We start from the raw sequence: 26,992 nt of genomic DNA, 5'->3' as shown, positions 1-26,992 counted from the left end.
TTATACCGATGTCAGACACAAAAGAAACGAACACGCTGCCTGCAAGCACAGCCGCAGCCGTGGTTATCAACAGCAGCGCGCTGGCTGTCATGCTGGCCGCGCTGTCCATGCTCGGCCCGTTTTCGATAGATACCTATCTGCCCGCATTCCCGAATATCCAGGCTTCGCTCGGCGCCAGCGCGCTTGAAGTACAGCAAACGCTGACTGCTTACCTGTTTTCATTCGCCGTCATGATCCTGTGGCATGGCGCTTTATCCGATGCATTCGGACGCCGCAATATCATCCTGGTTTCGCTCGCAGTTTTTGCAGTCGCAACGCTCGCCTGTGCTGCCGTGCATAGCATTGAATACCTTTGGGTGTTCCGCATGCTGCAAGGGATTTCTGCAGGTGCGGGTGTGGTGATCGGGCGCGCCATCATCCGTGATCTGTATGCAGGTTCGGCAGCCGAGCGTTTGCTGTCACTGGTGACCATGATTTTTTCCATCGCACCAGCCATCGCACCGATACTCGGTGGCTGGATAGTCAAACATAGCGATTGGCGCACCATCTTCCTCGCGTTGTTCGCTTATGCAGTGCTGTTGCTGATTTATTGTTACAAGCGTTTACCTGAATCACTGCCACCGGAAAAGCGTCAGCCTTTCAACCCGCACTTCCTGTATCACAGCTACAAGCGCGTATTCCGTTCACCCTTGTTTCATTTAAAGGCAGGAGCAGTCGCCTTCAACTTTGCCGGCATGTTCCTGTATGTTGCGGCAGCTCCGGTGTTCCTGGTTGAGCATCTCGGACTCGGGCCGGATCAGTTCGGCTGGCAATTCATCCCTACTGTGGCAGGCATTTTCTGTGGTGCGCTGACCGCGAATCGACTGGCGGGCAATATCCCGATTTCACGCCAGGTGCTGATCGGTTTTGGTTTCCTGATCGGTGCGGCTGTGTTTAACGTGACCTATCACGCGCTGTTTCCTCCGGCCCTGCCATGGTCGGTCGCGCCTTTATTTTTCTATACTTTCGGCATGTCCATGGTGGCGCCGGGCGCCACACTACTGGTGCTGGATTTGTTCCCGAATATCCGCGGCATCGTCGCCTCCTGCCAATCCTTTGTGCTGACGATACTCGGCGCATTGGTTGCAGGCGTAATTGCGCCGGTTCTCTCGCATACACCCATCGCGCTGGCGGCAGGTCAGATGATCTTTACGCTGATCGCACTCGGCTTGTGGCTGGGAGGCCGAACCTATCGCCGCTTCCTCGATGCAAGGCAAGAACCGAATGCGTGGGAAACCGTGGAGTAATACGGGAGAGCCAGGACTAAACCGCAACGGCGCGATTCTTGCCCTGCTTTTTCGCGGCATACATGGCGCCGTCTGCCAGCGTAATCAATTGCTCCGGCGTGGTATGGTCCTCCGGCCAGTGCATGGCAATGCCTATGCTGGCCGAGATAGATACTGTCGCCGCCGATAAGACAAACGGCTCTTGCAGTGCGTGCAGGATTTTGTCTGCAACTTCCATCGCATCCTGATCGCCATTCAACATCTCCAGCACCACCACAAACTCATCACCTGCCAGGCGCGCCACGGTATCCGTAGTACGAACTGCAGCTATCATGCGTTGCGCTATCGTGCGCAATAGTTCGTCACCCGCTTCGTGGCCATAACCATCATTCACACCTTTGAAGCCATCAAGGTCGAGGAACAGTACTGCGATAGGCTTGCCAAGACGTGCTGCGCGCGCGATAGACTCCGGCAACTTTTGCATCAGCGCACGTCGATTCGGCAAATCGGTCAGCGGATCTTTCAGCGCCATCCCCATCAATGACGCCTGCATTAATTTTCTTTCCGTGATGTCGTGCAGGAAGGCGATGAATAAATAACCTTTACGACGGGCGACACAGCCAACCGCCAGCTCTATCGGGAATTCGACACCATCGCGACGCAAGGCGGTGAGTTCGACACGGCGATTGATAATATTGCTCTGACCAGTCTCCAGGAAATGCCGGAAGTCTTTCGCATATCCATCCCGCATCGCCGGCGGCACCACCAGCTCGACCAGCGACTGCCCGACTGCTTCATGGTGGGTCCAGCCCAGCAAGTGTTCGGCCTGCTCGTTCCAGTCGACGATAATGCCGTCCTGATCCATGGAGATGAATGCATCGTTGGCGTTTTGCAGCGTCGCCCTGAGCTCGGCTTCGCTCTCCTGCAATCTGTCCTGTATTACCAATTGCTGTTGCAAGGCGTCTTCCAGCGCCTGGGCTTTTTGTTCTATCTCCTGGGTGCGTTCATGCACCAGGTTTTCGAGGTTCTCATTCAACGCGCGCAGCTTGCCCACGTGTTGCTGTTCACGTGCCACCATGTCGGCCAGGGTGCGCGATAACAAGTGCACCTCATGGTAACCATCTATCACAGGAATAGCGGCCGCCGTGCCTTCCTTGCGCTGCGTAATCACTACGCTCAACTCATCCAGCGGCTTCGCCAGTTGGCGCGCCAGGGCAACCGCGATCAAAGCCAGCAACAAGCCGATGGCGCTACCTACCCACAAGACCTGACGTTGCAGGTCGCGAAAATCAGCCAGGGCAATTTCTTCCGGCTGCCGGATCAGGATGGCCCATTTCAGTGACGGCTGTCCTGCCCGTATCTGTGTGCCGGTTTGCGCATACCCGGTCAGATAGCGCCGTCCGTCCGGCCATTTTTCGGCGATCGCGCCAGTGCTTCCGGTACGTGCCAAATCCAGGCTGGCAGTCACGATGGTGCTTTCTTCGAGATAATCCGGCCCCAGCATCACCACGCCGTCTGCGCGCACCACCAGCACTTCCACCATGTATTGCCGGTCTGCCGGGATCAGCAGGTTATTCGCTATGCCACGCGCCCAGTTCCAGCTCAGATGTACGCCCAATACGCCACGGTAGCTGCCATCGCTGTGCGTGACGGGCAAGGCGACGTCAACAAAGCGCCAGCGCTCTTCGGTCTCTGGTAATTTATCTTCGAGTAATAGCGCAGGATGATAGTCGCCGACAAAGATCCGTTTTTCCCCGCCTTTAAACCATGGGCGCTGGCTGACATCAGCGCCTTCCAGCAAGCCGCTGGCTGCAGCGTAAACGACGCCTTCAGGGTTGGTTAAGCCTATCCAGGCGTAATTGGGGAAGTTTTTACGCACGCTGTCGAATACGCGCCTGATCTCGGCAGGATTCTGTCCGTCACGTACCGGAGCCAGGTCGGCTATCACTTGCGCATGATCTATCATGCGGCTCATACCGCGATCCATCGAATCGCGCATTTGCCACGATAGTTGCTGCAATCGTTCTTGCGCCTGTTGCTTGGCGTAGGTTGCGGCGAAATGATCGATCAGCACCAGCAAGGTCAGCATGGTTACGATCACGGTCGCGCACACCCCTATCGTCACTAGGGTAGCTAGCCGCAAGCGCTCCGGTGTTTTTGGTCGCATTCGATGTCCCGTGGCTACTGCATTGGTAGCATGCATCTTTTAGATGCACTGGTGCTTTAATAGTTTTAGGAAAGATTTCTATCTACGAAATTTTTCTTTATTAACAAGCGTATACCATGACGGCTCGGATCTACTTCTCGGACTTACTTTAAACGCAGTTTGCGTAAGTATGCAGATTTTATGAACTGAATTGACGGTTAAAACCAAAATTTAGTGCAAATCACGCAACACTTCCTGCAACATCTCCGGCGCCAGCGGCTTATGCAGGATACGTAAATTCGCATCGGCGATACTGCGTATGCTCTCCACCGAGGTATCACCTGTAATCACCACCGCCGGGATGGTATAGCCACTGGCTTGCCGTACCGCCTGCACCACGTCGACACCACTGACATTCTCCGTCAACCGGAAATCGCTCAGGATCAGGTCAAACGCCAGCCCGCTCCCGCCCTGCTGTGTTTTCACCGCCTGCAAAGCCGCGCCCAGCGACGAAACGGCAGTAACCTGATGCCCCCAGGATGACAGCAGTAAACGCATGCTATCCAGCACACTTGCATCGTCATCTATCACCAGTATGTTTTTCGCGGTACCGGACGCCACAGGCACCGGCTTTTCCCGGTTCGCTACTGCCTCGACCGGCGGAGCCAGCGGCAACCAGACGGAAAAGACCGAGCCGCGCCCGGGTGTCGAACGCAGTCCTATGCGTATCTTCAGCAAGTCTGCCGTGCGCTTGACGATCGCCAGCCCCAGGCCCAGGCCATGCTCACGACGCCGTGCTGCATTCCCCACCTGATAAAACTCGCTGAAAATCAGCTGTGACTGCCCGGCCGCAATACCAATGCCGGTATCCAGCACTTGTACCTCGACAAAATCCCCGCGCCTGCGCGCGCCAACCAATACCTTGCCACGCTCGGTATAACGCAAGGCATTCGACACAAAATTCGCCAGTATGCTGTGCAGCAAGGCACGGTCAGTTTGTACCAGTACCGCAGCCGGCCTGACAATGAAGCGCAGTTTTTGCTCAACCGCGACCGCGGAAAATTGCTGGTCTATCGTTTCCAGTACATCCTGCAAATCAAATACTTCACGCTTGACCTTGACCGCCCCGGCGTCCAGTTTGGAAATATCCAGCAATACATCCAGCAACTGCACCAGGCCTTTTAAGGCAGTCTGCAATTTACCGGCGATATTGCCGACCTCCTCACCGCGTACTGCGGGCGCGTTGCACATGGCGCGCAAGGTGGCGATGTACAAACCCAGTGCATGCGTAGGCTGGCGCAAATCGTGGCTGGCGGCGGCCAGGAACTGCGACTTGGAACGGCTGGCCGATTCGGCACGCTCCTTCTCCTGTCGCAGCTGCGCAATCAGTTCGTTATTTTCAAAACGCAGCGATACCGCCTCACGTACGGTGCGATGGACATTCCTGCTGTAGGCCAGATTCACGCCGAGCAAGAACAGCGACAACAAGGCCAGCACCGAAAACAAGGGGCCACCATACATGAAGCAGCGGATGGCAAACGGCAAGACAGTGGGCAAGGCAAACGCGTAATACGCCGGCGGAAAGGAAGACTGCGATGCAACTGAACCACCGGTCATGCCAGCCAGCAGGATGCAAATGAAGACGGTCACTATGGTGCTATCAGGCGCAAAGAAAAATATCCCGATAGAACCCCACAAGCAGCCGGATAACCCGGCGAACAAGGTATAAATCCATGCACGCCGTGCCGCCTGATCCGGACGATGCGTCAGACGCAAATCGCGGCGTACGATCACGATCCGGATCAGCGTCAGCAGGAAGATGGCAGCGGCCCATGACAGCAATACGCTGTGTGCCAGCTCATTCCAAAGCAGGTAAACCGAGAGGATGACAACTGAAAAGTTGCCAAAAAAAATAGGCGTCGCCTGCCGGTACAGGACATTCACCAGTTCGTCGAATATGCGCATCTCAACTGCTGACGCAGCTGGCTGATAGTTCATGGATGTCCCGCCAAAAACAAGGAAAATGGATGCTCGCTGCCCCGCAGTGTAATATCTGCTTATTATTACCGTGCAACAATATAAGTCCCAGCGGAAATTATCACGCGCCCGGCTCCATGACCAATATCCTCATTGCAGAAGATCACACCCTGATCCGCGAAGGACTCCGCTCCTTACTGGCGCACGTCCCGGACATGCAGATCGTCGCGGATACCGGTAGCGGGATGCAAGTCGAGGAATTGCTGACACAGCACTCCGTCGATTTGCTGCTGCTCGATCTTGACCTGCCCGGCTGCCACGGCATTACCCTCACTGCGCGCATCAAGCAGCAACACCCGCACATCAAAATCCTGATCCTGACCGGTTCAACTGATCAGAACAGTGTGCGTCAGGCTTTTGCTGCGGGCGCTGACGGCTATTTGCTAAAATTGGAGGACAGCAGCGAATTACTCGAAGCCATCCCGACCGTGCTAAGCAATCAACGCTATGTCAGCAAACTACTGGGGCCGCTGACGCACTTCCAGGATCAGGAAGATCAGACCGTCACGCCGCGTGAACAGCAAATCCTGAAACTGGTCGCCGCGGGCAAGTCATCACAGGAGATCGCCGATACGCTGCAACTCAGTATCTTCACCGTCCGCAAGCACAAACAAAACCTGATGGCCAAACTATCGCTGCACAACGCAGTTGAACTGACGCGTTATGCGATGCATCAGGGCCTGCTTTAAATCACGTATCAGAATTGCGTCTGCATACCCACGCTGAAGATATTGCGTGAGTAATTGCTGTAACCGATATTCGACGGATTATCGATCTGGGTATATTGCGCCCGCACCACCATATTGCGTCCGGCCCATGCGCTGATGTCCCACAGACTGGTCAGGCTGGCAGTCTTTTGCGTATCTTTACGTGCCGGGAAGAAGAAGCTGCCTTCGTCATACTTCACCTTGGAATGACTATAGTTGCCGACTACCGTCCATTGCGGCTTAATGCGATAGACAGCAAACACGCTAGGCCCTTCCAGGCGACGCGAGTACACCGCAGCATCGGCGTGCTCACGCTGCACATTGTAATCAGTACCCGCCTGCAAATTCGGCTGGACTTGCGCGACTACGCCGATGCTGCCGAGCACACCATCTGCGTTTCTATTGTTATCCAGATGCACGGTGCGGTTGATGTAGCCGAGCGAACCGGTCAGTGACCAGGTCGGATTCAGGCTACGCGAAAAACGTGCGATTACACCAGGTGTCGTTTCATTCATGCGATTCGCCTGGCGCGAAAAACCAATATTCGGTTGTATGCTCATACTCCAGTCCTGGGCGCGATAAATGAAGGCTGCCGACAAGGACATGTATTCATTATTGAAATCGGACGTATCGAAGTAGCCATTCCCCAGCAATACACCCTGATACAGCACCGACCAGCGCTCGTTCAGCGGCACCAGATAACTGCCGGTCAGACTGCCACTTGCACCCCATGAAGAACGCGGCATCGCATCGGGTGACAAAATGAAATTGCCTGGAAAACCACCGACAGTCGCCGGGACTATATTCGACACGGGGCCGCCGTTGATATTGCTGTCATGTACCAGCCCCGCATAGAACTCCAGCGACCAGGGTTTGCCCGATGCCTGGCGTGCGAAGGCAGCCGGGTCATCACGCCCCAGTTGCTCGATCAGGTTATTCATCTGGGTCGATACTTGTCCGGCTGGCAGCAAAGGCAAGGTTTGCTTGTATAGCTGTGCCGCTTCATCCTTGCGATCCAGCGCAACCATGATCGCAGCCAGCTCAACGCGCGGATTGGCTTCCGCCGGCTTTAAAGCGATCACACGCTGATAGTAGGCAATCGCCGTATCTATCCGCTGCAGGGACGCATTGCAGCGCGCGAGTACATACAGACGATCTGCATCCACACTGTTTACAGGCGTATCTGCCAGCAATGCACATGCCATATCCGGCCGACCGTTTTCCTGCATCAAACGCGCCACCAATAATTCGCTTTGACTATCGGGAGTAGCTGTCGCCGCGTAAGCCACAGGAACAGAAAACATTAAGACGACGATAGCCGAACGGAGAATATGATTCATGGATGAAATGGGTAGGGAGTAAATGTCTGGCGTGACATCAACGTGTAGCAGCAAAGCTGCCGCCGCCACTGACGCTGTTTGTGGTCATATCCCAGGAACCCTTGACTGCGTTGGCAGCCGGGCCGAAGAACTGTCCGTTTCGAATAAAGCCAGTCATAGCTTGATTGTTATATGTGCCACTCATGCCACCACCGACATATCCGCCGATGTAAGCAACACTATTAAAGCTTGCACTGCCTTTGTTGTTGTCGAACTGGACGTTGCCGCCTATCGGTGTGCCATTACCTATGTTGGTAAAGTTGACGTTCATGGTCAGGTTAGCGCCGACTGTCGAACTATCGCTCAGGGTCCCGGTCATGCGGCCATTAAAAGTTGCATTCAGATTGGCGGGAAAATTGGCACGCGGCGTGACCACCGTGTAGTTAGCGCCGACTGTTACGGCGGTTTCCAGATCGATATTGTTCGCACTACTGGATGCTGCAATGGCAGCCGCCTGCGCTGCCGCTAATGCCGCCTGTATCATACCTAGCGTACCAGCTGTTATACCCGCGACACCCGCTGCCACAGCCGTTCCGCCAGGTACGACTATCCCCTCGACGGCCTTATTTGCGTTAAGGATAGGAGCATCGCTTTTTACGGGAGTTGTAGTTTGGCTCGTCGGTAAATTAGCCGAACCGATTTTTGCTATCAACTGATCGAGCTCTGCCTGACTCAATTTTCCTTTGCTGTATGCCGCCAGCAGTTCCATAAAATCAGCCGAAGTTTTCTTGTCATCGGAAACGACAGTGACAGAAGGCTTAGCAACGCCCTCTATCGTGCCGATCGTCTGCGCTCCGCTCAGTTCACCCCATGGCAAGCTTGGTATATCGGAAAAGGTAGCGCCTGATTGGGTCGCCAATTCCTGCAGCCTGGCAGCAATCATCGCGAATTGTGCACGCGTCATCGTTGCATCCGGAACTGACGTCGTACCACTACTGGCGGAGAACACACCTGCATCCAGCAAGGTCTGATACTTCAACTGCGCCGGGCTATTAGGGGGCAGAACTGCTGGCGGGCTGGTTTGCGTGGTCTGCAAGATTTGCTTTGCTTGTTCCGGGGCAGGTTGCTCGACTTGCTTGATGACTTCTTTCAATTGCTGTGGCTGAATTTTTTCCGGCTGCTTTTGTGGCTCAGACTGTTTTATCACCAACAGCTGCTTTTGCTGTTCTGGCGTCGGTTTTTCAGTCTGCTTGATTTGTTCTTTTGCCAGCTCAGTCTGAACTTGCTCTATCTTCTTCTGTTGCTCCAGCTGCTGTGGCAGCAATAACAGTTTCTGCTCTTCAAGCGTCAGTTTCGTCGGTTGTTTAATTTCTTCCTTCACCTGCTCTTGCTGCTGCAAGGTCTTCGGCGGCAGCTTTTGCTGCTGCGTTGTCAGCTGTTCGGTTTTCTTTTTTTCTTCCGGCACAGTCTGTTGCTGCGTCATTTCGGACGGCGATGTCAGCATCAATTGCCTGCGCTGCTCCAGCGTTAATTGCTGAGGTTGCGGTGTGATTTCCTGCTGTTTAGTCTGCACCTGCATGTAATTCAGAATCTGCTGTCTTTGCTCCGCCGTGTAGGCCTTGCTCAGCACTATGTCACGCCCTGCAGGTGTCAGGTTCTTGAGCGTATTTGCAATACGCTGCAACGTACTATCCGCCAATGGAGCGGGCGCGCGCTGACTACCTGACTGCTGCTCTTGTTGGACAAGAGGCCGCTGCTGCATGGCCCGTCCCAGATCCACATCGATACCTTGCACGTCTTGTGCTCTGACCAGCGCGGGATTCAGCGAAACAAGTGTCAACAAGACCGGCGCAGCACAACACAACACCCATTGCTGCCGTACCGAGATAACGGAGCCGGATCTATATATAGAGGTAAATAAGTACATGTGCTTCTCCCTGGCCACGCCGTATACATAGACGGCTGATGGCGGCGAGAATAGCAATGGGATTACCGGGAGTAAATACTGCAAATGCAGTAGTCGGACGCTGCCAGAGATGACTGCGGAAGATCAAAAATCGTCACAAATCCTTAACGATTTTTTCACGAAAAACACATAGTTTTCCCTCTGAAAATCACTTCAAAATATTTGCGTAAACGCGTCAACCGCATTAATTGGCTGGCGTTATATACGTACGAACTGACTAAGCAGTTCGCAAAAATTTCCTAATACTTTAGAGAGAGCACTCAAATGAATAAATTAATCGCTGCCCTGGTTGCCGGTCTGTTTGCCTCCACCGTTTTTGCACAAGCTGCTGCTCCAGCACCTGCTGCTGCCCCAGCTCCAGTCGCTGCAAAAACAGAAGCTGCAACCCCAGCCAAAGCAACCAAAACACACGCTAAAAAACACAAAAAAGCTAAGAAAGCAAAAGCAGCTGCACCAGCCAAGTAATTCGCAGTAATTAAAAAAGACAGGTCTTGCCTGTCTTTTTTATTGCCCGATCAGACCGGATACTGATCGGGCATTTTTATGCGCGCTCGCTTCGTACAACACAGCGATTCCCTTAACGTGTCGTTAACACGTCAAGGAACGCTCCCTGCATTAAACGCCCAAAGCCCTGCCGTCGCTGCGTGGGTCATGCGCACCAGTAAACACTCCTGTTTTCTGGTTGATCATGATCGCCCCAGGTTGCCCTGCCAATGGACTTTGTGCCGGTATGACACTCATCTCGTGACCACGTCGCGCCAATTCCCGGAACACCTGTTCGCCTGCATCCTTTTCCAGCTTCAAGCTATCTCGTGTATCCGAGAAGGTTTTACCCAACAAGAAGCGCGGTCTGGCCAAAGCCGTCGCCGGATCCATGCCATAGTCGATCATGCGAGTAAGGATGGCCGCCAGTGTTTGCGGCTGACCATCTGCCCCCTGCGTGCCGTACAGGATCTGCGGCTTGCCATTCTTCAGGTACATACCCGGATTGAGCGTATGGAAAGGACGCTTGCCTGGTTGCAGTACATTCTGATGTCCCTGCTTCAGGGTGAAAGAAGCACCACGGTTATGCCACAGGAGGCCGGTGTCGCCCGCCATCACGCCACTCCCCCAGTCGAAGTACACAGTCTGCAACATGGACACTGAATTACCTTGATTATCGGTCGCGCCTATATAGACCGTATCGCCATGTTTAAATACATGCGGCCAGGCCAGTGCCTGATCCATCTTGATACGACCCGCCCATTTGTCGAGGTTGTATTTGGACAGCATCGTTGCGGACGGCACATGTACAAACTCCGGATCAGCCACGTATTGGTTACGGTCTATGAAAGCGCGCTTCACTGCTTCCACCACGACGTGATAGTAGTCGGCACTGCCTTCCGGAATTTTTTTCAGATCGAATCTGTCCAGTATGCCCATGATTTCCAGCGTGGTAATACCCTGGGTCGGCGGCTGGTTGGCCAACAACTCACCACCGCGATACGCAACACGCAACGGCGGTTCTATGCGGGCCTGCGTTTTAGCCAGGTCGGATGCAGTCAATGGTGAACCTGCCTCCTTCAAACCTTTCGCAATGCGTTCAGCCAGCTTGCCGTCATAGAAGTCACGGTAACCGCGCACCGCCAGCATTTCCAGTGTGTCGGCGAGTTGCGGCTGCTTGTATAAGTCACCGACTTCCGGCGCTTTACCATTCACCATAAAATGATTGGCTATGGCCGGCATATCTGCCAATTCCTTTTGGCGGAAATCCATCCAGAAGCGCTCTGATGGCGTCACCGGAAAACCGTTACGTGCATAGCCTATTGCCGGCTTCAATAATTCCGCCCAGCTCTTGCGTCCTGCAAGCTCCTTGCTGATATCGAAGGCTTTGCCCAGCGTATCGACGTTAGCAGCTGTCGTCAGCATGGATCCGGGACCACGTACCGGAATGGAACCGCTGTATTGCGGGAGTATCTGGGGAGCCTGGCCGATGCCGGACAAGGTCTGAACTTTGCCATTGCGATCACTGATGATCATGAAAGCGTCGCCACCAAATCCCGAGAAATGGGGATACGTGACATTCAGGCAGCTGGCGATTGCAATCGCTGCTTCAATCGCATTACCACCCGATTTCAAAACATCCAGCCCGGCCTTGGTAGCCAGTTCATGCGGGCTGGTGACCATGCCTTTGGTCGAGGTTGCCAGCACATTTTTGGGCTTGGCATCCTGTGCCAGCGACAGTGGCGCCAGCGAGCCCAGTGCCATAGCACCGGAAGCAGATAAAAAGTCTCGTCTCGTCATATCCTGAAACATCTTGTTCTTCATGTCTTCTCCATTTTTTAATTGAGACAAGACACGCACCAACAAATTCCACAGCGATTGATGCGAGCTTGCCTATTTTCTTTTAGGTAATGCATGCAACGTTACGGCTAGCCAATAATAGCCGCGAAGTAATCGCATAGGGGAAAAAAAACCGCCCCGTCTTTCAGAGGGGGCGGTGACACTTGCAGGCTTATACTTTTTGTTGTACCTGCTGTTGTTTTGCTGCAGGGAAAGTATTTTCCAATGGCACATGACGATGCGAGAAGTTAGCTGTGATCCATGCATAGATAGGACCCAGCGCATTCATCACAATCACAACGCCCAGTGCCGACAGCGGATCTTTAGGTGTAGGACCGAAACCGCCGAACATGGTCGCAAAGAACGAAGCGAAACCGAAGAACATACCTGGCACAAAGCTCAGGCCTGGTACGCGCGCCATCATGATCATCGCTGTGTTGAGGATGAACAGGATGATCATTTCTGCGATCACCAGATTGGTGCCGGAGAAGTTTTTCGATGCGATACCAAAACAGGTGACGACCAGGAAGCCGGTAAAGGAACCGAAGGCCAGCGTCGGCCAGATACGCTTCATGTTAGCGATGGTCGGACCACCCATGGCAAAGGTGCCGGCCCAGCTGACAAAGATCGCCCAGACTGGCAAATGCCACGGTAACTGAACCATAAGGACGGTGGTAACTGCGAGTAGTGATGCAACAACGGCGTGTGGTGGCTTTTTCATTTCTGTCTCCTGATTAATCAAATGATGTGTGTCTTATGTATTTATTATTTGGCGGTAGCCGGTTCGCAGACATGGTCTTTCGCGCCATGGTCTTTCGCACCGCAACAGCCGTGACGATGGATTTCCGCTTTGTGCTGGGTAACGACAGTGATCTTGCCGCGCTTGATTACCCATGAGCGCGCCGGGATATCGAGCAAGGCATCGGCAACCTGATAGGTATCGAGGATGACCAGATCAGCCTGCTTGCCGACAGCGACGCCGTAGGTACCGCCGATGCCGATGGAACGTGCGGCATTGGTGGTACCCATTTCGAGGATGGCGGCCTGATGTGCAGGCGTACCGAACGACACTGCGTGCGCCAGCATATTGCCGATCACCAGCATGTCTGCCTTACCGAACGGCGTGAACGCGTTGCGGATATTGTTCGACGAGTAAGCGACGTTAACACCTGCTTCATGCAGTGAACGTACTGGCGTCAAACCACGACGACGATTTTTCACATCGTTGCGACCACCGAGATAGAGATCGGTTGCAGGCAAGGTAACGATGCTGATGTCTGCCTTGCGCAGCAATTCGATTACTGGCTTCAGTTCATCCGGATCAAGTGAACCCAGACTGGTGACGTGACCCATCGAGACGCGTCCCTGATAGCCGGTATCAATGGTTTTTTGTGCGACGTAAGCAGTGGCCGCAAAACGCTGATCGCTGGCATCATCGGAAAAATCCGCGTGCAGGTCGATAGGCGCATCATGTTTGATCGCCATGTCAAACACGATGTCGATATGACGTTTGGTGTCTTCCCACGTCAGTTCGTTGTAGGGGCAACCACCCACCACGTCCGCACCCATCTGCATGGATTTCTCCATCAGGTCCGTAGTGCCTGGTGATTTGATGATGCCTTCCTGCGGGAATGCAACGATCTGAATATCCATCAGATCTTTGTATTCGTCACGCAGCTCGACCAGGGTTTCCACACCGATCAGGCCCTGGATCAAATCAACGTCCGGGTGCGCGCGCAAAGCAACCGTACCGTTTTTGACGGCCATGTCGAGCACCTGGCGCGAGCGATCCAGCACGTCCTTGCGTTCCTGTTTGCTTTTCAGGATACCGGTCACGCGGATCGCTTCTTCCAGCGTACCCAGGACCGGCGGCAAGCGGCGGTGCAAGAATGCTTTTTCCAAATGCATGTGTGGTTCAACCATGCCTGGAATAACGGCACGGCCTTCTGCGTCGATTGCTTCTTTTGCCGAGGCTTCAAGGCCTTCTTCTATGGCAGCAATCTTTCCATCCTTGATACCAATGTCCATCAGTGGTTTGTCATCCCACACGCGTACATTGTGTATTAACAAGTCCATCTCCATAACCTTCTCCTCTGGATGAAACAACTAAAAACCTAAAGCAATCCCCTCGCCTCGCGGATCTGCACCGCCTTCAAAGAACGGCGACCATGGGCCCGGCAAACGAATCGCCTGTGCCGTACCCATGCGCGGGAATGGCCACTGTGCCGGCTCCACCGGATGCCCTTGTTCACGCAAGGCGTCGAAGGTTGCTTCCGGTGCTGCGGACTCCAGCAATAATTTGTTCGATGTATCGCCCCATGAGCGACCATACAGCACGCGCGGTGCATCGATGGCTTCCTGCACGTTCAGGCCGAAATCAACCACGCGTGTCGCGACCGAGGTCTGCGTCTGTGGCTGCACTTCGCCGCCTTGCGTGCCATACACCATGTATGGTTTGCCGTCCTTGAACAACATGCCCGACATCAGCGTCGATGCACTTTGCTTGCCTGGCTTGAGGACGTTCGGATGATCCGGCTGCAGCGAGAAAAACGCGCCACGGTTTTGCATCAGCACGCCCGAACCCGGATCAGTAACGCAAGAGCCAAAGTCGAAGTACAGGCTTTGCACCAGGCCGACTGCATTGCCGTATTTATCGGCGATGCTGATGAAGGTGGTGTCACTGCCGCCCGGACGATTTTCGTGGGTACGTCTGGTATCGGCCAGCCACTCTGCGCGCTCGGCATTTGCCAGTTCCGGGTCGAGCAATTTTTCGATAGGAATATCGGAGAACTCAGGGTCAGTCAGGTACTTGTCGCGCTTGTTGAAAGCCCATTTGATGGCCTGGATCATGGCGTTGTAATACTCAGGCGAATTCGCATCCAGTCCTGACAGATCGATACCGTTCAGGAAGTTCAGGATCATCAGGCCAGCGATACCTTGCGATGGTGGCGGCACCTGGAAAGCCTGGAAGCCGCGATAGTTGGTCGAGATCGGTTTGACCCATTTCGCGTGGTAGTTCTGGAAGTCTTCAACCGTCAACAAACCGCCCTGGCTCTTCAGGTAAGACACGATCGACTGGGCAGTTTCTTCGTAGAAGTAACGCGGACCGTGCTGTGCGATATTTTCCAGCGTCTTGGCCAATGCCGGTTGTTGCAGGCGTTCGCCAGGCTGATAGGCGTTGCCGTTTTTCAGGAAGATGCCGGCCGAGCCGGGATCCTTGCGGAAATCTTCAGTGTCGTCTGTTATCCAGCGGCTGATATCTTGCGTGACCGCCACGCCTTCACTCGCATAGCGGATGGCCGGTGCCAGCAAGCGGCTCAGTGGCATGGTGCCGAAACGTTCGTGTGCCAATGCCCAGCTATCGATGGCGCCAGGTACGGTAATCGCAGATTGCGGACCGCGATTAGGAATCGCGTCCATGCCGCGGTAAGTATCCAGTGTGATGTCTTTACCGCAGGTACCGCTGCCGTTCAGCGCGGACAAGGTATTTGATTTGGCGTCGTGGATCATCCAGAATGCATCGCCGCCTATGCCTATCATGTGCGGCAATACCACGCTCATGGTAGCGGCCGCGCAGATTGCTGCATCTACTGCCGTACCGCCTTCCTTCAACACGTCCAGTGCTGCGCCGGTCGCCAGGTAGTGGGCGGTAGCGACCATGCCGTGTTCGGCATAACTGACTGGGCGGGTGGTTCTCATCATTTCTCCAGGAATCGGGTTCATGGAAGATGAGCATAAAGATCAATGCCTCAGGTGGGAATCAGGATTCCCTGATTCGAATCTAGGGATTTTCCTAGGCTTCTTGGCGTGCTCACGGTTCAATCGTACCCCTCATTGATCAAACCGTGTTTCAGCGCGTAATACACCAGGCTGGCGGTGGTGGAAGCTTCCATTTTTTGTAAAACGGCAGCTTTGTGGGTACTGATAGTTTTGTTGCTAAGCGACAATATTTTGGCGATGTCGTTGACCGAATGACCTTCCACCAGCATGCTGAAAATCTGAAATTCCCGCGCCGTCAGCTTGGTATGCGGCAAATCCGTTTCCGGCTTGTGTAACTGCTTGATCAACTTGGCGGAAATCTCCGGCGACACAAAGGTTCCGCCCTCTGCCACCTTGCGTATTCCTTCGATCAGCTGGCTCGACGCCGTATTCTTGGTGATGTAGCCGGACGCACCGGCACGCATCGCCTGCACCGCATACTGGCTCTCCTGATGCATGCTCAGTACCAGTATCGGCAAGTCCGGTTTGATCGCATTGATTTGCTGGATCAGCGCTATTCCGCTCTTGCCCGGCATGGACATATCCAGCACCAGTACATCGAGCTTCAGCGCGCGAATTTTTTGCAGCACTTCTTCGCCGTTCGATGCTTCACCAGCCACCGCCATATTCGACACGAAAGAAATGATTTGCTTCAGGCCGTCACGGATGATGGCATGGTCATCAGCAATCAATATTTGTATCATTTTCTTTCTCCCGCAAGCGCGGCACTGGTTTTCGGGATACGCAGCTCGACGCTGGTACCGGACCCGGTACGACTTTGTATCCGCAATTTGCCACCCAGCATGAGGGCACGCTCACGCATGCCGAGCAAACCCAGGCTGTTTTGCCGCGATACCGAACTATCGATACCGCTGCCATTATCGGTAATTTTCATCGTGATGAAATCTTTTGTTTCTTTCAGCGCGACCACTACCAGCGTCGCCTGGCTATGACGACTGATATTGGTCAGCGATTCCTGCAGGATGCGAAATATAGCAGTACTCGCTTCGCGGCTGAAGTCCAGCGGTGTCGCCGGCAAACTCAATTCATAGGTAATCGCGCTGGTTTCAGAGAAAGTCTCCAGCAACCAGTCTATCGCTGGCAACAAACCGAGTTCATCCAGAATCAACGGGCGTAAATCGGCAGCGATGCGCTGTACCGACTCTACGGTAGAGTCAGCGATTTTCTTTAATCCGGCCAAACTCTTGAGCCATTCATCGTCGTGCATTTCGTGCTGGGTTTCTATCACGCTGAGGCCGATACGAATCGCCGTCAACGCTTGCCCCAGTTCATCATGCAATTCACGTGAAATACGCGTGCGCTCTTCTTCGCGCACCACTTGCAGATAAGCCGACAGCTCACGCAATTGAGTACGCGAAGCGAGTAATTCCTGCTCGGCCATTTTGCGGTCGGTGATATCACGCGAGATGCCGGTGGTACCGATTACCTCGCCCTGCTCATTACGGATCGGCGTCTTGATCGTGTCATACCAGCGTAAGGTGCCGTCCTCGGTATGCCGCCATTCTTCATAGCGCAAACGCTCACCCTGCTCCATCACGCGTTTGTCGGTGTCTATGTATTTGTTGCCCCATTCTTCGGGCCACACGTCGGCCGGGGTTTTATGCAGGATTTCACTTTCCGGCAAACGACATGCCGCGATGAACGCTTCATTCACCAGGATGTAGCGGGAATCTTTATCTTTCAGCCATGCCTGATCGGGAATGTTGTTCAGAATCGCTTTTTGCAATTCATCATCCTTGCCCATGCTGCACCTCGTTTACTGGAACTCATTTCATATATAGATGTGAGTATGCCGCTCAATCGTCCTGTTTAGCGGAAATATCTTTCAGCAAACGCTGGAACTCGGGCGACTCATGCAAGAGTGTGGTCGCTGCTGCACGTAACTCACGTACGGTTTTTTTCGGCAGATATAAAGAAGTCGGCACATTCAGCAAATCGGTCCTGGCTTCTTCATTCGTCATATTTTTCAGCGAGACATTGATGTAGTAAACCGAAGGAGGTGCAGTGTGGTTTTTCTCGGCGCGCAAGCGGCCTGCTTCCTGCCAGCGCTCTATCGACGACTGCATTGCCAGCTCGGTTTCCTGTGTATAGCGCGCTATCGGTATATCGCTGATCGCACGTATCACATCGCGCCAGCCCGGCACATCGGCGCTCTGGTCTATCGTGTTCTCAGGATTGTTTTGCGCATTCACGACCACCAGCACCAGCTTCTCCATTTCGTCCAGACGGAAGTCTTGTCTGACCTCTTCGCTGCCGACCAGCGCTTCCATATCCAGGATGCTGCGTATGCTGAGATTGTCGGACAAGCCGCCATCCAGCAGATGGATGTAAGGCCGTTTGATCGGATCCAGATAACTGAATAATTCTTTGGCACGCGTGCGTGAGACTGCGGCTATTCGCCCACGGTTTTTATTGTCTGCCGCTGCCATCAGGGTATCGGGTACGTGGAAGTCACAGGTACCGGCATAGTTCCACAAGGTAATCGGCGAGAACAATAAAGGCACCGCACTCGAAGCAGCCACTGCACGTGAGATCGGGAAGCGGTTCAAATCGGAACACAGGAAATCGAAGGTCTCCTGAATAAAGTCGAAACGCGCACCGGAAGACATATCGGTGGCGCTAATGATGGTCAACGGACCTTTGCGTTTCTTTTTTTTCAGATCGGAGAAAGTCTTTTTATCAAACAGAACTTCGTCCAGCTGCTCTTCCAGCAAATCAGAGCGGCCAAAGCGCGGCGAAGTCAGCCGCCACTGATTGGAAAAGGAAATAATCTGGCTGACGATCTTGTCCTGGAAATCCAGATTCAGGAACCTGTCATTAAAACTGGGGAAGACATCCTGCCCATGCAAACCATAGTAGGCGGCAAGTATGGAGCCTCCGGACACGCCATAGACCAGGTCAACTTCATCGAACAGACGTTTGGTTTTGCCATTCTGCAGAAACTTATTGCGTGCCAGTTCTTCCAGCACACCATAGCCCAAAGCAGCCGAACGCGCACCGCCACCGGAAAACAGCACCACCATAAACATCTTGCTGTCGCCGGGCGCAAGGTCTATCGACTTGATGGTGTAACCGTGATCCGGCTTGTACTCGGTCAGCGGTTCATTGATGTTGTATTGCACCAGGCTGCTGCAACCAGCCAGTAACGCGCTAAACGCCAATAAGGATGCGGTATGCCACAGGCTGGAACGTTTGGTATGCATTATTTTTTGCGTTGCTGGGTTAGAGGAAGGAACAGTTGATCAGCATTATATCGATGAGTGTATCTATTTCTGCGATGCCAATTGCTACGTGCAAATTGACCGGTCACACCGACCTTTTTCTGCAATATCCGTTACTGATGCATGAAATCAGGCAGTATATGGTCGATATGCCTACCCGGCTGCAAGCACATTACCCCCACAGAAACGGCGGACATTATGTTGAAAACACGTATGCAACGCACTTCCATCATCACCATCCTTCTTGCTTGCAGCCTGTACAGCAGCGCCCATGCCGACGATAAACCCAACTTCCCCGACGCCACAGCCAGCGATCCGGCCAGAATGGGCTGGATGGTGGGTGCACCGCCGCCACCTGATCGCACACTGCGTTTCGAAGACGGTAGTTATTTCCAGTTCCCGGCTATACGCTGGAGCGTATCCAATTTCCGCCAGCTGATGCCGACCATGAACGTCTCGCGTGGATTATCAGCACCTGTGGCCTTGCCGCGCGCATTACGTAACGATATAGACGATGTGCGCTTTATGCCACTGAACGGCAAACCTGGCATGACATGGCAAGAATCACTCGCGGCCAACTATACCGATGGCATCGTCGTGCTGCATAAAGGGCGCGTTGTGTATGAACGCTACTTCGGCGTCTTGAAAGCGGATGGCCAGCATGGCGCGATGTCGGTGACCAAATCCGTGATCGGTATCATGGGTGCGACACTGGTTGCTGAAGGACGTATCGACGCCGGCAAACGCGTCGCCGATTACGTGCCTGAACTGACCCAATCCGCCTTTGGCAACGCGACCATACGCCAAGTGCTGGATATGACTACTGGTCTGAAATTCAGTGAAGACTATGCCGATCCGAATGCCGAAGTCTGGGCGCATGCACAGGCCGGCAATCCCTTGCCCAAACCCAGGGATTACACTGGTCCGCGCAGTTATTACGAATTCATGCAAACCGTGCAGCCACAAGGACAGCATGGTGCCGCCTTCGGTTATAAGACCGTGAATACCGACGTGCTGGGCTGGGTCATTGCACGCGTGAGCGGACGCAATGTTGCGGAACTGTTATCCGAACGAATCTGGCGGCGCCTAGGCGCTGAACAGGACGCCTACTTTACTGTCGATTCCATAGGCACACCGTTCGCAGGTGGCGGCTTCAATGCGGGATTGCGCGACCTCGCCCGCTTTGGCGAAATGTTGCGCAACAACGGTCGCTACAACGGCCAGCAAATCGTACCGAAATCAGTGGTCGACGACATTCGTCGCGGCGGCGACAAAGAAGCTTTCGCCAAGGCCGGCTACACACTCTTACCCGGCTGGAGCTACCGCAATATGTGGTGGGTCACGCACAATGAAGACGGCGCCTACACAGCCCGTGGCGTACATGGACAAACCATCTACATCGATCCGAAGGCGGAGATGGTCATCGTGCGCTTTGCATCCAATCCGGTCGCCGGCAACGCGGCCAACGACCCGACCTCACTCCCCGCCTACCACGCGCTGGCACAACACCTGCTCGCCCATCCGCGCTGATGCTCTGTCACGGTGGCGCATGGTGTAACATGCGTCACCGCATCGCTGTGCCGGCTTGCCCAGACGCTAACATACCGTTATTCGTTTGCCATGTACCGACATACGCCTTGCTCCTTCCTTTGCCGAGCAACATTCGATGACCAGCCCCAACGCGCATACCGCCAGCAGCACGATTAGCGACCTCACCATAGACGACGCAGAAAAACACTTGCGCGACGTCCTGGCGCTGGCGATACAACATACACCCGGACATGCCGCACTGGTCGTCATGGATACGCGCAGTGAATTGTCACGCACATTGAGCGAGGCTTACCGACGTAACCTACCGGGTGCACAATTCATAGACTTTGACAGTACCAGCCCGGAACATGTACTCGCTGCATTTGCCGAACTGCAGGCCGGTGATCTGGTGGTATTAATCCAGTCCACCAACTTCCGCCTCGAGGCGTTCCGCATCCGCGTCGAACTCTTCAAACGCGGACTCAAGGTCATAGAACATCCACACCTGTCGCGCATGACGGGCACGCAGGCACTGCATTACATCGCATCGCTGGCCTACGATCAGGACTACTACCGCGGCGTCGGGCAGGCCCTGAAAGCGCGCATAGATAAAGCCAGCAGTGGTGCGGTGGAAGGCGACGGTGCACGCCTGCATTTTGCATCACCGTTCGAGCCGGCCAAACTGAACATCGGCGACTACAGCGAAATGAATAACGTCGGCGGCCAGTTCCCGATAGGCGAAGTATTCACTGAAGCGCGCGATCTGGAAGCCGTACATGGCAAGGTAAAAATCTTCGTTTTTGGCGACACCGCATTCCGTGTCAACAAACCAGAACACCCGATTACCCTTGTTATCGATCATGGACGCGTGACAGGTGTCATCGACTCTACCCCAGCCTTCGACCAGGTCATGGCCAACATCCGCGCCGACGAAGGCGAAGTCTGGTTACGTGAACTTGGCTTCGGCATGAACCGCGCGTTTTCTCGCACATGCCTGGTGGATGACATCGGCACCTATGAACGCATGTGCGGCATCCATTTGTCACTCGGCGCCAAACACGGTGTCTACAACAAAGCACTCATCCGGCGTGCCACCGCGCGCTATCACGTCGATGTGTTTGCAGTGACAGATGCGGTCTATCTCGATGATGAAGTCGTTTATAGCGACGGTGCGTGGCAAGTCAGCTAAACCGACGTAGTCACGTCTTCCTTCAGACACATAAAAAAACGGACCTGCCTCAGCAAGTCCGTTTTTCGTTGCAGCGCTTGTAAACTAATTGAGTGCTATCACACCAGGGTCAGCGTCACGTCAATGTTGCCGCGGGTCGCGTTCGAGTATGGGCAAACGATGTGTGCTTTCTCGATCAGGCCTTGTGCCACTGCGCGATCCAGGCCTGGCAGATTGATTTGCAGTTCCACTTCGATACCGAAGCCGGTCGGGATTTGACCAATGCCGACATTGCCTTGTACCGAGCCATCTGCCGGGAAGGCGATTTTTTCACGGGCAGAGACGAACTTCAACGCGCCCAGGAAGCAAGCCGAATAACCAGCGGCAAACAATTGTTCCGGATTGGTAACGGCGCCGCCAGCACCGCCGAGTTCTTTCGGTGTACCCAATTTGACGTCCAGTACGCCATCGGATGAAACGGCACGGCCGTCACGGCCACCGGTTGCAGTTGCGTGAGCGCGGTAAAGGACTTTTTCGATCGACATGGTCATTCTCCTGAAGGTTGCATCATTTAAGAAATTCAGCGATTTAATCTATACGGCTCGCTGCATACCGAAATTACAAAACAAAAGTTACAAGCCTATTAATTGCAAACTATTAAATAGCGCACTATATAAATACAAGTATTAATGGGACATTTATACACCTGCCCCACGAATTTTTAAAAATCAGCTTTAAAACCTAGCCATTTCCAGCCAGCTTGCCGCGCAAGGCGATCAGCTGTTCTTTCATCGCCACGACTTCATCCAGGCTGCATGCCGTCGCACACAATACTTCACCCTGCATTTCCAGCGCTTTGCTGCGCAAGGCATCACCGCTTTGGGTCAGCGTGATAATGACCTGGCGCTCATCATTTGCTGCCCGTACACGGGTAATCAGTTCTGCTGCTTCCATCCGCTTGAGCAAAGGCGTGAGCGTGGCAGAATCGAGGAACAGACGTTCGCCTATATCCGACACCGTCAATTCATCCTGCTCCCACAACACCATCATGACCAGATACTGCGAATAGGTCAGGCCGAGCCGCGGCAAGAGCTTGCGATAAACCTTGCTCATCGCCAATGACGTAGAGTAAAGCGCAAAGCAAAGCTGATTATCCAGCCGTGGCGCGTTATCGGTTTTTGCGGATTTCGATTTCATGAAACGAATAATATATAGCAAGCTATTTAATTGCAAGCTATTTTTAAGATAAATATTGTAGTACCACTACTTGCCGTTCACACGCATAAATCAACGGGAATAAGGCCGGAACTATGCCTGCACGGTACAATACGCCCCGCCAGCGCACTTGGCGTAAGCCGTTTTGGGCTTTTCTCCAAGGCAAGTGCGCAATTTATTTCCTGCACAGAAGATATCCAGCATGACCGATCACACAGCCGACGACGGCAAAAAGCCCCTTTTCTACGATCCGACCGAGCACCGCATCCGCAGCTTCGTGACACGCGCCGGTCGCCTGTCAGTTGCACAAGCGCGCGCCATCGAAGAACTGGGACCGCAGTTTTTTATTCCGTACAACAAAGCACCACTGGATATAGACCAGGCCTTCGGCCGCACTGCGCCGACGATTTTTGAAATCGGCTTCGGCATGGGTGAAACCACCGCCAAAATCGCTGCCGGTATGCCGGAGAAAAATTTCATCGGCGTCGAAGTACATACGCCCGGCGTCGGCAGCTTGCTCAAGCTGATCGGTGAACAAAACCTCAGCAATCTGCGCGTCATCCAGCACGATGCATTTGAAGTGCTGACCAATATGATCGCGCCGGAATCACTGGCAGGTGTGCATGTGTTCTTCCCTGACCCGTGGCACAAAGCGCGACACAACAAGCGTCGCCTGATCCAGCCGCCGTTGGTCGAGCTGCTGTCGTCACGCATTAAAAAAGGTGGCTATCTGCATTGCGCTACCGACTGGCAGGAATATGCAGAACAAATGCTGGAAGTATTGAGTGGTGAGGCGAGCTTGAAAAATACGGCTGATGGCTATGCGCCACGGCCGGACTACCGCCCTGTTACCAAGTTTGAAAACCGTGGCTTGAAGTTAGGTCACGGCGTGTGGGATCTGGTGTTCGAGAAAAAATAAATCCGCGTTCCTGAACCGGGCTGGCCTCAGCTCATCTCGGCAATCAGGGCCACGATATCTGCACCGTAGGTTTCCAGTTTCTTTTCACCGACCCCGCTGACACCGCGCAAATCATCCAGCGACGCTGGTTGCGCCTTGGCGATCTCGCGCATCGTCGCGTCATGGAAAATGACATACGCGGGTACATTGTGCTTGCGCGCCGTTTCCATGCGCCACCAGCGCAACTTCTCGAATACAGCCTGCTCCGCCGCCGACAAATCGGTTTCCACAAAACCTTTGGGCTTGCTGCTGGCACGCTTGGATTTAAGCGGCTTCTGGTATTCACGCAACTGTACTTTTTCGCCGCCCTTCAGTACCGGACGTGCCGCTTCGGTCAGCTTGAGCGCGCCATACGATTCATGATCAACACTGACCAGACCCAATGCTATCGACTGACGCAAGATAGCGCGCCATTCGGCTTCGCTGCGATCAGAGCCGATGCCAAAGGTAGACACTTCTTCATGCTGCCACTGCTTGATCTTGTCTGAGTCGACGCCACGCAATACATCCAGCACATGCATCGCGCCGAAACGCTGGCCGACACGGTATATCGTCGATAGTAATTTCTGCACTTCGACAGTCGCATCAAAAGAGCGCGGCGGATTCAGGCAGGTATCGCAGTTACCGCAAGGCGTCGCCGTCTGACCGAAGTAATCCAGCAAACGCGCGCGGCGGCAATGCAGCGTCTCGCATAAACCCAGCATCGCGTCCAGCTTGACGCTTTGTACCCGCTTGAAGCTATCGTCAGCCTCCGACTCATCTATCATGCGGCGCTGCTGCACCACGTCCTGCAAGCCGTAAGCCATCCAGGCATTCGCGGCACCGCCATCGCGGCCGGCGCGTCCGGTTTCCTGGTAATAGCCTTCTATGCTTTTCGGCAAATCCAGATGCGCAACGAAGCGCACGTCCGGTTTATCTATACCCATACCAAACGCAATGGTCGCTACCATCACGATGTTTTCTTCACGCAGGAAACGCGCCTGGTTTTTGCTGCGCGTAGCGAAGTCCATGCCGGCGTGATACGGCAAGGCCGTGATACCGTTTTCATTGAGGAATTCGGCGGTCTCTTCGACCTTTTTGCGTGACAGGCAGTAGACAATACCGGCATCGCCGGGATGCTCGCTTTCTATGAAGTCCAGCACCTGTTTGCGGCCGTTGGCTTTTTCCACAATCTGGTAGCGGATGTTCGGCCGGTCAAAGGAAGAGACAAACATGCGCGCATCATCCAGCTGCAAACGATGAGCAATTTCAGCACGAGTCTGATGATCGGCGGTCGCCGTCAATGCGATACGCGGCACCTGCGGGAAGCGCTCGTGCAATACCGACAGACGTATGTATTCGGGACGGAAGTCATGCCCCCATTGCGACACGCAATGCGCTTCGTCGATGGCAAACAGGGCTACCTTGGTGGTTTCCAGCATGTCCAGGCAACGCGACGTCATCAAACGCTCAGGTGCGACATACAGGAGATCCAGGTCGCCGGTACGCAAGCGTTTTTCTATGCGTACCGACTCTTCAAAACTTTGGGTCGAGTTGAGGAAGGCGGCACGCACGCCGACTTCGGCCAGTGCATCAACCTGATCCTGCATTAAGGCGATCAACGGGGAAATCACGACGCCCACGCCGTCGCGCAGCAAGGATGGAATCTGATAGCACAGCGACTTGCCGCCACCGGTCGGCATCAGCACCAGTGCGTCACCACCGCGCGCGACCACATCCACGATCTCGGCTTGCTCACCACGGAAGGATGAGTAGCCAAAAACGGTTTCCAGGATATGCAGCGCCTGCGCGCCGAGGTCAGTCTTGCTCATTCAGTCTTGCTCGATGCGCTCATTCTTGCGATTTAGTCCGCCCACACTACCCAGCCGTAATAGGCGCTCAGCAATACAAACAGGCCAAACACGATGCGGTAGTACGCAAAGAAGGTGAAGTCATGTGTGCTGATGTAACGCAGCAACCAGCGTACGCACAGGAAAGCCGAAACAAAAGCAGCGAAACCACCGAGGCCAAACAAAGGAATATCGGCCATCGACAGCAAGGCACGATCTTTATAAACAGAATAAACCGTTGCACCCATCAGGGTAGGAATCGCGAGGAAGAAAGAGAATTCCGTTGCCGCTTTGCGCGACAGGCCGAAGAACATGCCGCCTATGATGCTGGCGCCGGAACGGCTGGTACCCGGAATCAATGCGAAGGCTTGCGCACAACCGACCTTCAGTGCATCCAGCATGGTCATGTCATCGACAGTCTCGACACGTGCGACGAAATCCGCATTGCGATTGCGTTTTTCTATCCACAGGATAATGAAGCCGCCGACGATGAAGGCAATCGCGACCGGTACCGGCGCGAACAATTTTTCCTTGATCTTGCTGGCGAAGATAAAACCCAGCAAGGCGGCCGGCATGAAGGCAATAATAATATTCAGTGCAAATTTCTGTGCCTTGCGCTCGGTAAACAAACCACCCAGCACCGCGGCAATTTTGGCGCGATATTCCCACACCACTGCCAGCATGGCGCCGGTCTGGATCGCAATCTCAAAAACCTTGACCTTGGGTCCGGTGAAATCCAGCAGGCTGCCGGCAAGTATCAGATGTCCGGTCGAAGAAATCGGCAAAAACTCCGTAAAGCCTTCGACGATGCCCATGATGATGGCTTTGAGCGCGAGAATTGGATCCATGGCGATGTGTTCAGTATGAGGAGGTAATAAAAAACCCGCCGGTTGTGACGCCGTACGGGTTACAACGTATGCGCTGAGCGGCCAGCATGCGGCACTTCAGTCAGCGCGATCGTGCAGGCTCAAAGGTTACCACGAGACCGCAGGTCGCTGTTCTGATTTCGCGCCGTCAGCTGAGCTGACAGCACGTATTGCCGCACTGGAAGCAGAACCTGCTCAGCGCGCTAACGATCCGACTCAGGCTGCAGTTAATCGTTCCAATGTCATTAAATAAATCATCGCTTCGTCCCGCGAGCTGCCGCACATTTCCGCTTGCGGCTGCAAACCACCGCATACGGCCGGACGTTCCGGTTGACCAAAGATACGGCACAGATTGCGCTCATCCAGTTGCACGCAACGCACCCCGGCCGGCTTGCCGTTCGGCATGCCGGGTATCGCCGATGAAATCGACGGCGCGGTGCAACAGGCACCGCAATCGGGACGGCAATGCAGATCGTTAGTCATTCGACAATTTAACTTGGTAAGGGATGCAGGACAGGCGCGACAGAACTGGCGTGATTCTACCGGGAAGTGGCGAAATTACCGCTTTTAAGCTGTAAAAGCGCTTTACCGCCACAAATAGACACCCGATTCGGCTCACAGGCTTGACGCTTGCAGGGTGGGCGCTTACATTACGGATGCCCG

At 54.1% G+C, this 26,992-nt stretch carries 22 protein-coding genes; 6 read left to right on the top strand and 16 right to left on the bottom strand.

Annotated elements, in window-relative coordinates; genetic code table 11:
* Positions 1 to 8: 8 nt before the first annotated feature.
* Positions 9 to 1,286: a multidrug effflux MFS transporter gene (locus DBR37_RS11510; protein WP_124574608.1), complete on the top strand. Its 1,278-nt coding sequence runs from the start codon at positions 9 to 11 to the stop codon at positions 1,284 to 1,286.
* Positions 1,287 to 1,302: 16 nt separating this feature from the next.
* On the opposite strand, the gene DBR37_RS11505 is transcribed toward DBR37_RS11510, so the two are convergent.
* Complete coding sequence (locus DBR37_RS11505; RefSeq protein ID WP_233588349.1) at positions 1,303 to 3,432, bottom strand: diguanylate cyclase domain-containing protein; 2,130 nt, start codon at positions 3,430 to 3,432, stop codon at positions 1,303 to 1,305.
* Positions 3,433 to 3,642: 210 nt separating this feature from the next.
* Positions 3,643 to 5,409 (bottom strand): ATP-binding protein, encoded by a 1,767-nt coding sequence (locus DBR37_RS11500; RefSeq protein ID WP_124574606.1) that lies wholly within the window; start codon positions 5,407 to 5,409, stop codon positions 3,643 to 3,645.
* Positions 5,410 to 5,525: 116 nt separating this feature from the next.
* Between DBR37_RS11500 and DBR37_RS11495 the strand changes: the two genes are divergently transcribed.
* Positions 5,526 to 6,137 (top strand): response regulator transcription factor, encoded by a 612-nt coding sequence (locus DBR37_RS11495; protein WP_124574605.1) that lies wholly within the window; start codon positions 5,526 to 5,528, stop codon positions 6,135 to 6,137.
* Positions 6,138 to 6,145: 8 nt separating this feature from the next.
* On the opposite strand, the gene DBR37_RS11490 is transcribed toward DBR37_RS11495, so the two are convergent.
* Together DBR37_RS11490 and DBR37_RS11485 are read right to left on the bottom strand one after the other, a co-directional pair.
* Entirely contained in the window at positions 6,146 to 7,495 is a 1,350-nt protein-coding gene (locus DBR37_RS11490; RefSeq protein ID WP_124574604.1) for a surface lipoprotein assembly modifier, read from the bottom strand.
* A 37-nt stretch (positions 7,496 to 7,532) separates the two neighbouring features.
* A complete protein-coding gene (locus DBR37_RS11485; RefSeq protein ID WP_124574603.1) occupies positions 7,533 to 9,401 on the bottom strand; it encodes a hypothetical protein in 1,869 nt (622 codons plus the stop codon).
* A gap of 303 nt (positions 9,402 to 9,704) precedes the next feature.
* Here DBR37_RS11485 and DBR37_RS11480 point away from each other — a divergent pair, with 303 nt between their 5' ends.
* A complete protein-coding gene (locus DBR37_RS11480) occupies positions 9,705 to 9,905 on the top strand; it encodes a hypothetical protein (RefSeq protein WP_124574602.1) in 201 nt (66 codons plus the stop codon).
* Positions 9,906 to 10,055: 150 nt separating this feature from the next.
* Here DBR37_RS11480 and ggt (DBR37_RS11475) read toward each other — a convergent pair whose 3' ends face one another.
* From ggt (DBR37_RS11475) to DBR37_RS11445, 7 genes are all read right to left on the bottom strand, one after another.
* A complete protein-coding gene (gene ggt / locus DBR37_RS11475) occupies positions 10,056 to 11,747 on the bottom strand; it encodes a gamma-glutamyltransferase (protein WP_124574601.1) in 1,692 nt (563 codons plus the stop codon).
* A 187-nt stretch (positions 11,748 to 11,934) separates the two neighbouring features.
* Positions 11,935 to 12,483: a DUF1097 domain-containing protein gene (locus DBR37_RS11470; protein ID WP_124574600.1), complete on the bottom strand. Its 549-nt coding sequence runs from the start codon at positions 12,481 to 12,483 to the stop codon at positions 11,935 to 11,937.
* A 44-nt stretch (positions 12,484 to 12,527) separates the two neighbouring features.
* Positions 12,528 to 13,838, bottom strand: a complete 1,311-nt coding sequence (locus tag DBR37_RS11465; protein WP_233588348.1) for an amidohydrolase family protein — start codon at positions 13,836 to 13,838, stop codon at positions 12,528 to 12,530.
* Positions 13,839 to 13,868: 30 nt separating this feature from the next.
* Positions 13,869 to 15,461, bottom strand: coding sequence for a gamma-glutamyltransferase (gene ggt, locus DBR37_RS11460; protein ID WP_124574598.1), 1,593 nt, complete (start codon positions 15,459 to 15,461; stop codon positions 13,869 to 13,871).
* A gap of 119 nt (positions 15,462 to 15,580) precedes the next feature.
* Positions 15,581 to 16,225, bottom strand: coding sequence for a response regulator transcription factor (locus DBR37_RS11455; RefSeq protein ID WP_124574597.1), 645 nt, complete (start codon positions 16,223 to 16,225; stop codon positions 15,581 to 15,583).
* Positions 16,222 to 17,286 carry a PAS domain-containing protein gene (locus DBR37_RS11450; protein WP_124574596.1) on the bottom strand — a complete coding sequence of 355 codons (1,065 nt, stop codon included), beginning with the start codon at positions 17,284 to 17,286 and terminating at the stop codon, positions 16,222 to 16,224. The genes DBR37_RS11455 and DBR37_RS11450 overlap by 4 nt, the downstream gene beginning before the upstream one ends.
* A gap of 52 nt (positions 17,287 to 17,338) precedes the next feature.
* Positions 17,339 to 18,745 carry a patatin-like phospholipase family protein gene (locus DBR37_RS11445; protein WP_124574595.1) on the bottom strand — a complete coding sequence of 469 codons (1,407 nt, stop codon included), beginning with the start codon at positions 18,743 to 18,745 and terminating at the stop codon, positions 17,339 to 17,341.
* A gap of 216 nt (positions 18,746 to 18,961) precedes the next feature.
* On the opposite strand from DBR37_RS11445, the gene DBR37_RS11440 reads away from it, so the two are divergent.
* Entirely contained in the window at positions 18,962 to 20,293 is a 1,332-nt protein-coding gene (locus tag DBR37_RS11440; RefSeq protein WP_124574594.1) for a serine hydrolase, read from the top strand.
* Between the two features lie 136 nt (positions 20,294 to 20,429).
* Positions 20,430 to 21,482: a hypothetical protein gene (locus tag DBR37_RS11435; RefSeq protein ID WP_124574593.1), complete on the top strand. Its 1,053-nt coding sequence runs from the start codon at positions 20,430 to 20,432 to the stop codon at positions 21,480 to 21,482.
* A gap of 98 nt (positions 21,483 to 21,580) precedes the next feature.
* On the opposite strand, the gene DBR37_RS11430 is transcribed toward DBR37_RS11435, so the two are convergent.
* Positions 21,581 to 22,006 carry an organic hydroperoxide resistance protein gene (locus DBR37_RS11430; protein WP_124574592.1) on the bottom strand — a complete coding sequence of 142 codons (426 nt, stop codon included), beginning with the start codon at positions 22,004 to 22,006 and terminating at the stop codon, positions 21,581 to 21,583.
* A 196-nt stretch (positions 22,007 to 22,202) separates the two neighbouring features.
* The gene (locus DBR37_RS11425) at positions 22,203 to 22,658 is read right to left on the bottom strand and encodes a MarR family winged helix-turn-helix transcriptional regulator (RefSeq protein WP_124574591.1); all 456 of its coding nucleotides are present in this window, start codon (positions 22,656 to 22,658) and stop codon (positions 22,203 to 22,205) included.
* A 220-nt stretch (positions 22,659 to 22,878) separates the two neighbouring features.
* Between DBR37_RS11425 and trmB the strand changes: the two genes are divergently transcribed.
* Positions 22,879 to 23,595: a tRNA (guanosine(46)-N7)-methyltransferase TrmB gene (gene trmB / locus DBR37_RS11420; protein ID WP_124574590.1), complete on the top strand. Its 717-nt coding sequence runs from the start codon at positions 22,879 to 22,881 to the stop codon at positions 23,593 to 23,595.
* 26 nt (positions 23,596 to 23,621) lie between these two features.
* Here the strand turns inward: trmB and recQ are convergent, their stop codons facing one another.
* The 3 genes from recQ to DBR37_RS11405 all read right to left on the bottom strand — a co-directional run bounded on the left by recQ (position 23,622) and on the right by DBR37_RS11405 (position 26,812).
* Positions 23,622 to 25,445 (bottom strand): DNA helicase RecQ, encoded by a 1,824-nt coding sequence (gene recQ, locus DBR37_RS11415; protein WP_124574589.1) that lies wholly within the window; start codon positions 25,443 to 25,445, stop codon positions 23,622 to 23,624.
* A gap of 32 nt (positions 25,446 to 25,477) precedes the next feature.
* Positions 25,478 to 26,311: an undecaprenyl-diphosphate phosphatase gene (locus DBR37_RS11410; protein WP_124574588.1), complete on the bottom strand. Its 834-nt coding sequence runs from the start codon at positions 26,309 to 26,311 to the stop codon at positions 25,478 to 25,480.
* Between the two features lie 234 nt (positions 26,312 to 26,545).
* A complete protein-coding gene (locus DBR37_RS11405; protein ID WP_124574587.1) occupies positions 26,546 to 26,812 on the bottom strand; it encodes a YkgJ family cysteine cluster protein in 267 nt (88 codons plus the stop codon).
* Between the last annotated feature and the right edge of the window lie 180 nt (positions 26,813 to 26,992).

It is taken from the genome of Herminiimonas sp. KBW02, assembly GCF_003852535.1.
Taxonomy (GTDB): domain Bacteria; phylum Pseudomonadota; class Gammaproteobacteria; order Burkholderiales; family Burkholderiaceae_D; genus Oxalicibacterium.
This window is presented reverse-complemented; position numbering and strand designations above follow the sequence as displayed.

Bases quoted from the DNA above. Each gene is read 5' to 3' on its own strand.
- DBR37_RS11510 (WP_124574608.1), top strand. From the start codon at position 9: ATGTCAGACACAAAAGAAACGAACACGCTGCCTGCAAGCACAGCCGCA.
- DBR37_RS11505 (WP_233588349.1), bottom strand. From the start codon at position 3,432: ATGCGACCAAAAACACCGGAGCGCTTGCGGCTAGCTACCCTAGTGACG.
- DBR37_RS11500 (WP_124574606.1), bottom strand. From the start codon at position 5,409: ATGAACTATCAGCCAGCTGCGTCAGCAGTTGAGATGCGCATATTCGAC.
- DBR37_RS11495 (WP_124574605.1), top strand. From the start codon at position 5,526: ATGACCAATATCCTCATTGCAGAAGATCACACCCTGATCCGCGAAGGA.
- DBR37_RS11490 (WP_124574604.1), bottom strand. From the start codon at position 7,495: ATGAATCATATTCTCCGTTCGGCTATCGTCGTCTTAATGTTTTCTGTT.
- DBR37_RS11485 (WP_124574603.1), bottom strand. From the start codon at position 9,401: ATGTACTTATTTACCTCTATATATAGATCCGGCTCCGTTATCTCGGTA.
- DBR37_RS11480 (WP_124574602.1), top strand. From the start codon at position 9,705: ATGAATAAATTAATCGCTGCCCTGGTTGCCGGTCTGTTTGCCTCCACC.
- ggt (WP_124574601.1), bottom strand. From the start codon at position 11,747: ATGAAGAACAAGATGTTTCAGGATATGACGAGACGAGACTTTTTATCT.
- DBR37_RS11470 (WP_124574600.1), bottom strand. From the start codon at position 12,483: ATGAAAAAGCCACCACACGCCGTTGTTGCATCACTACTCGCAGTTACC.
- DBR37_RS11465 (WP_233588348.1), bottom strand. From the start codon at position 13,838: ATGGACTTGTTAATACACAATGTACGCGTGTGGGATGACAAACCACTG.
- ggt (WP_124574598.1), bottom strand. From the start codon at position 15,461: ATGAGAACCACCCGCCCAGTCAGTTATGCCGAACACGGCATGGTCGCT.
- DBR37_RS11455 (WP_124574597.1), bottom strand. From the start codon at position 16,225: ATGATACAAATATTGATTGCTGATGACCATGCCATCATCCGTGACGGC.
- DBR37_RS11450 (WP_124574596.1), bottom strand. From the start codon at position 17,286: ATGGGCAAGGATGATGAATTGCAAAAAGCGATTCTGAACAACATTCCC.
- DBR37_RS11445 (WP_124574595.1), bottom strand. From the start codon at position 18,745: ATGCATACCAAACGTTCCAGCCTGTGGCATACCGCATCCTTATTGGCG.
- DBR37_RS11440 (WP_124574594.1), top strand. From the start codon at position 18,962: ATGTTGAAAACACGTATGCAACGCACTTCCATCATCACCATCCTTCTT.
- DBR37_RS11435 (WP_124574593.1), top strand. From the start codon at position 20,430: ATGACCAGCCCCAACGCGCATACCGCCAGCAGCACGATTAGCGACCTC.
- DBR37_RS11430 (WP_124574592.1), bottom strand. From the start codon at position 22,006: ATGTCGATCGAAAAAGTCCTTTACCGCGCTCACGCAACTGCAACCGGT.
- DBR37_RS11425 (WP_124574591.1), bottom strand. From the start codon at position 22,658: ATGAAATCGAAATCCGCAAAAACCGATAACGCGCCACGGCTGGATAAT.
- trmB (WP_124574590.1), top strand. From the start codon at position 22,879: ATGACCGATCACACAGCCGACGACGGCAAAAAGCCCCTTTTCTACGAT.
- recQ (WP_124574589.1), bottom strand. From the start codon at position 25,445: ATGAGCAAGACTGACCTCGGCGCGCAGGCGCTGCATATCCTGGAAACC.
- DBR37_RS11410 (WP_124574588.1), bottom strand. From the start codon at position 26,311: ATGGATCCAATTCTCGCGCTCAAAGCCATCATCATGGGCATCGTCGAA.
- DBR37_RS11405 (WP_124574587.1), bottom strand. From the start codon at position 26,812: ATGACTAACGATCTGCATTGCCGTCCCGATTGCGGTGCCTGTTGCACC.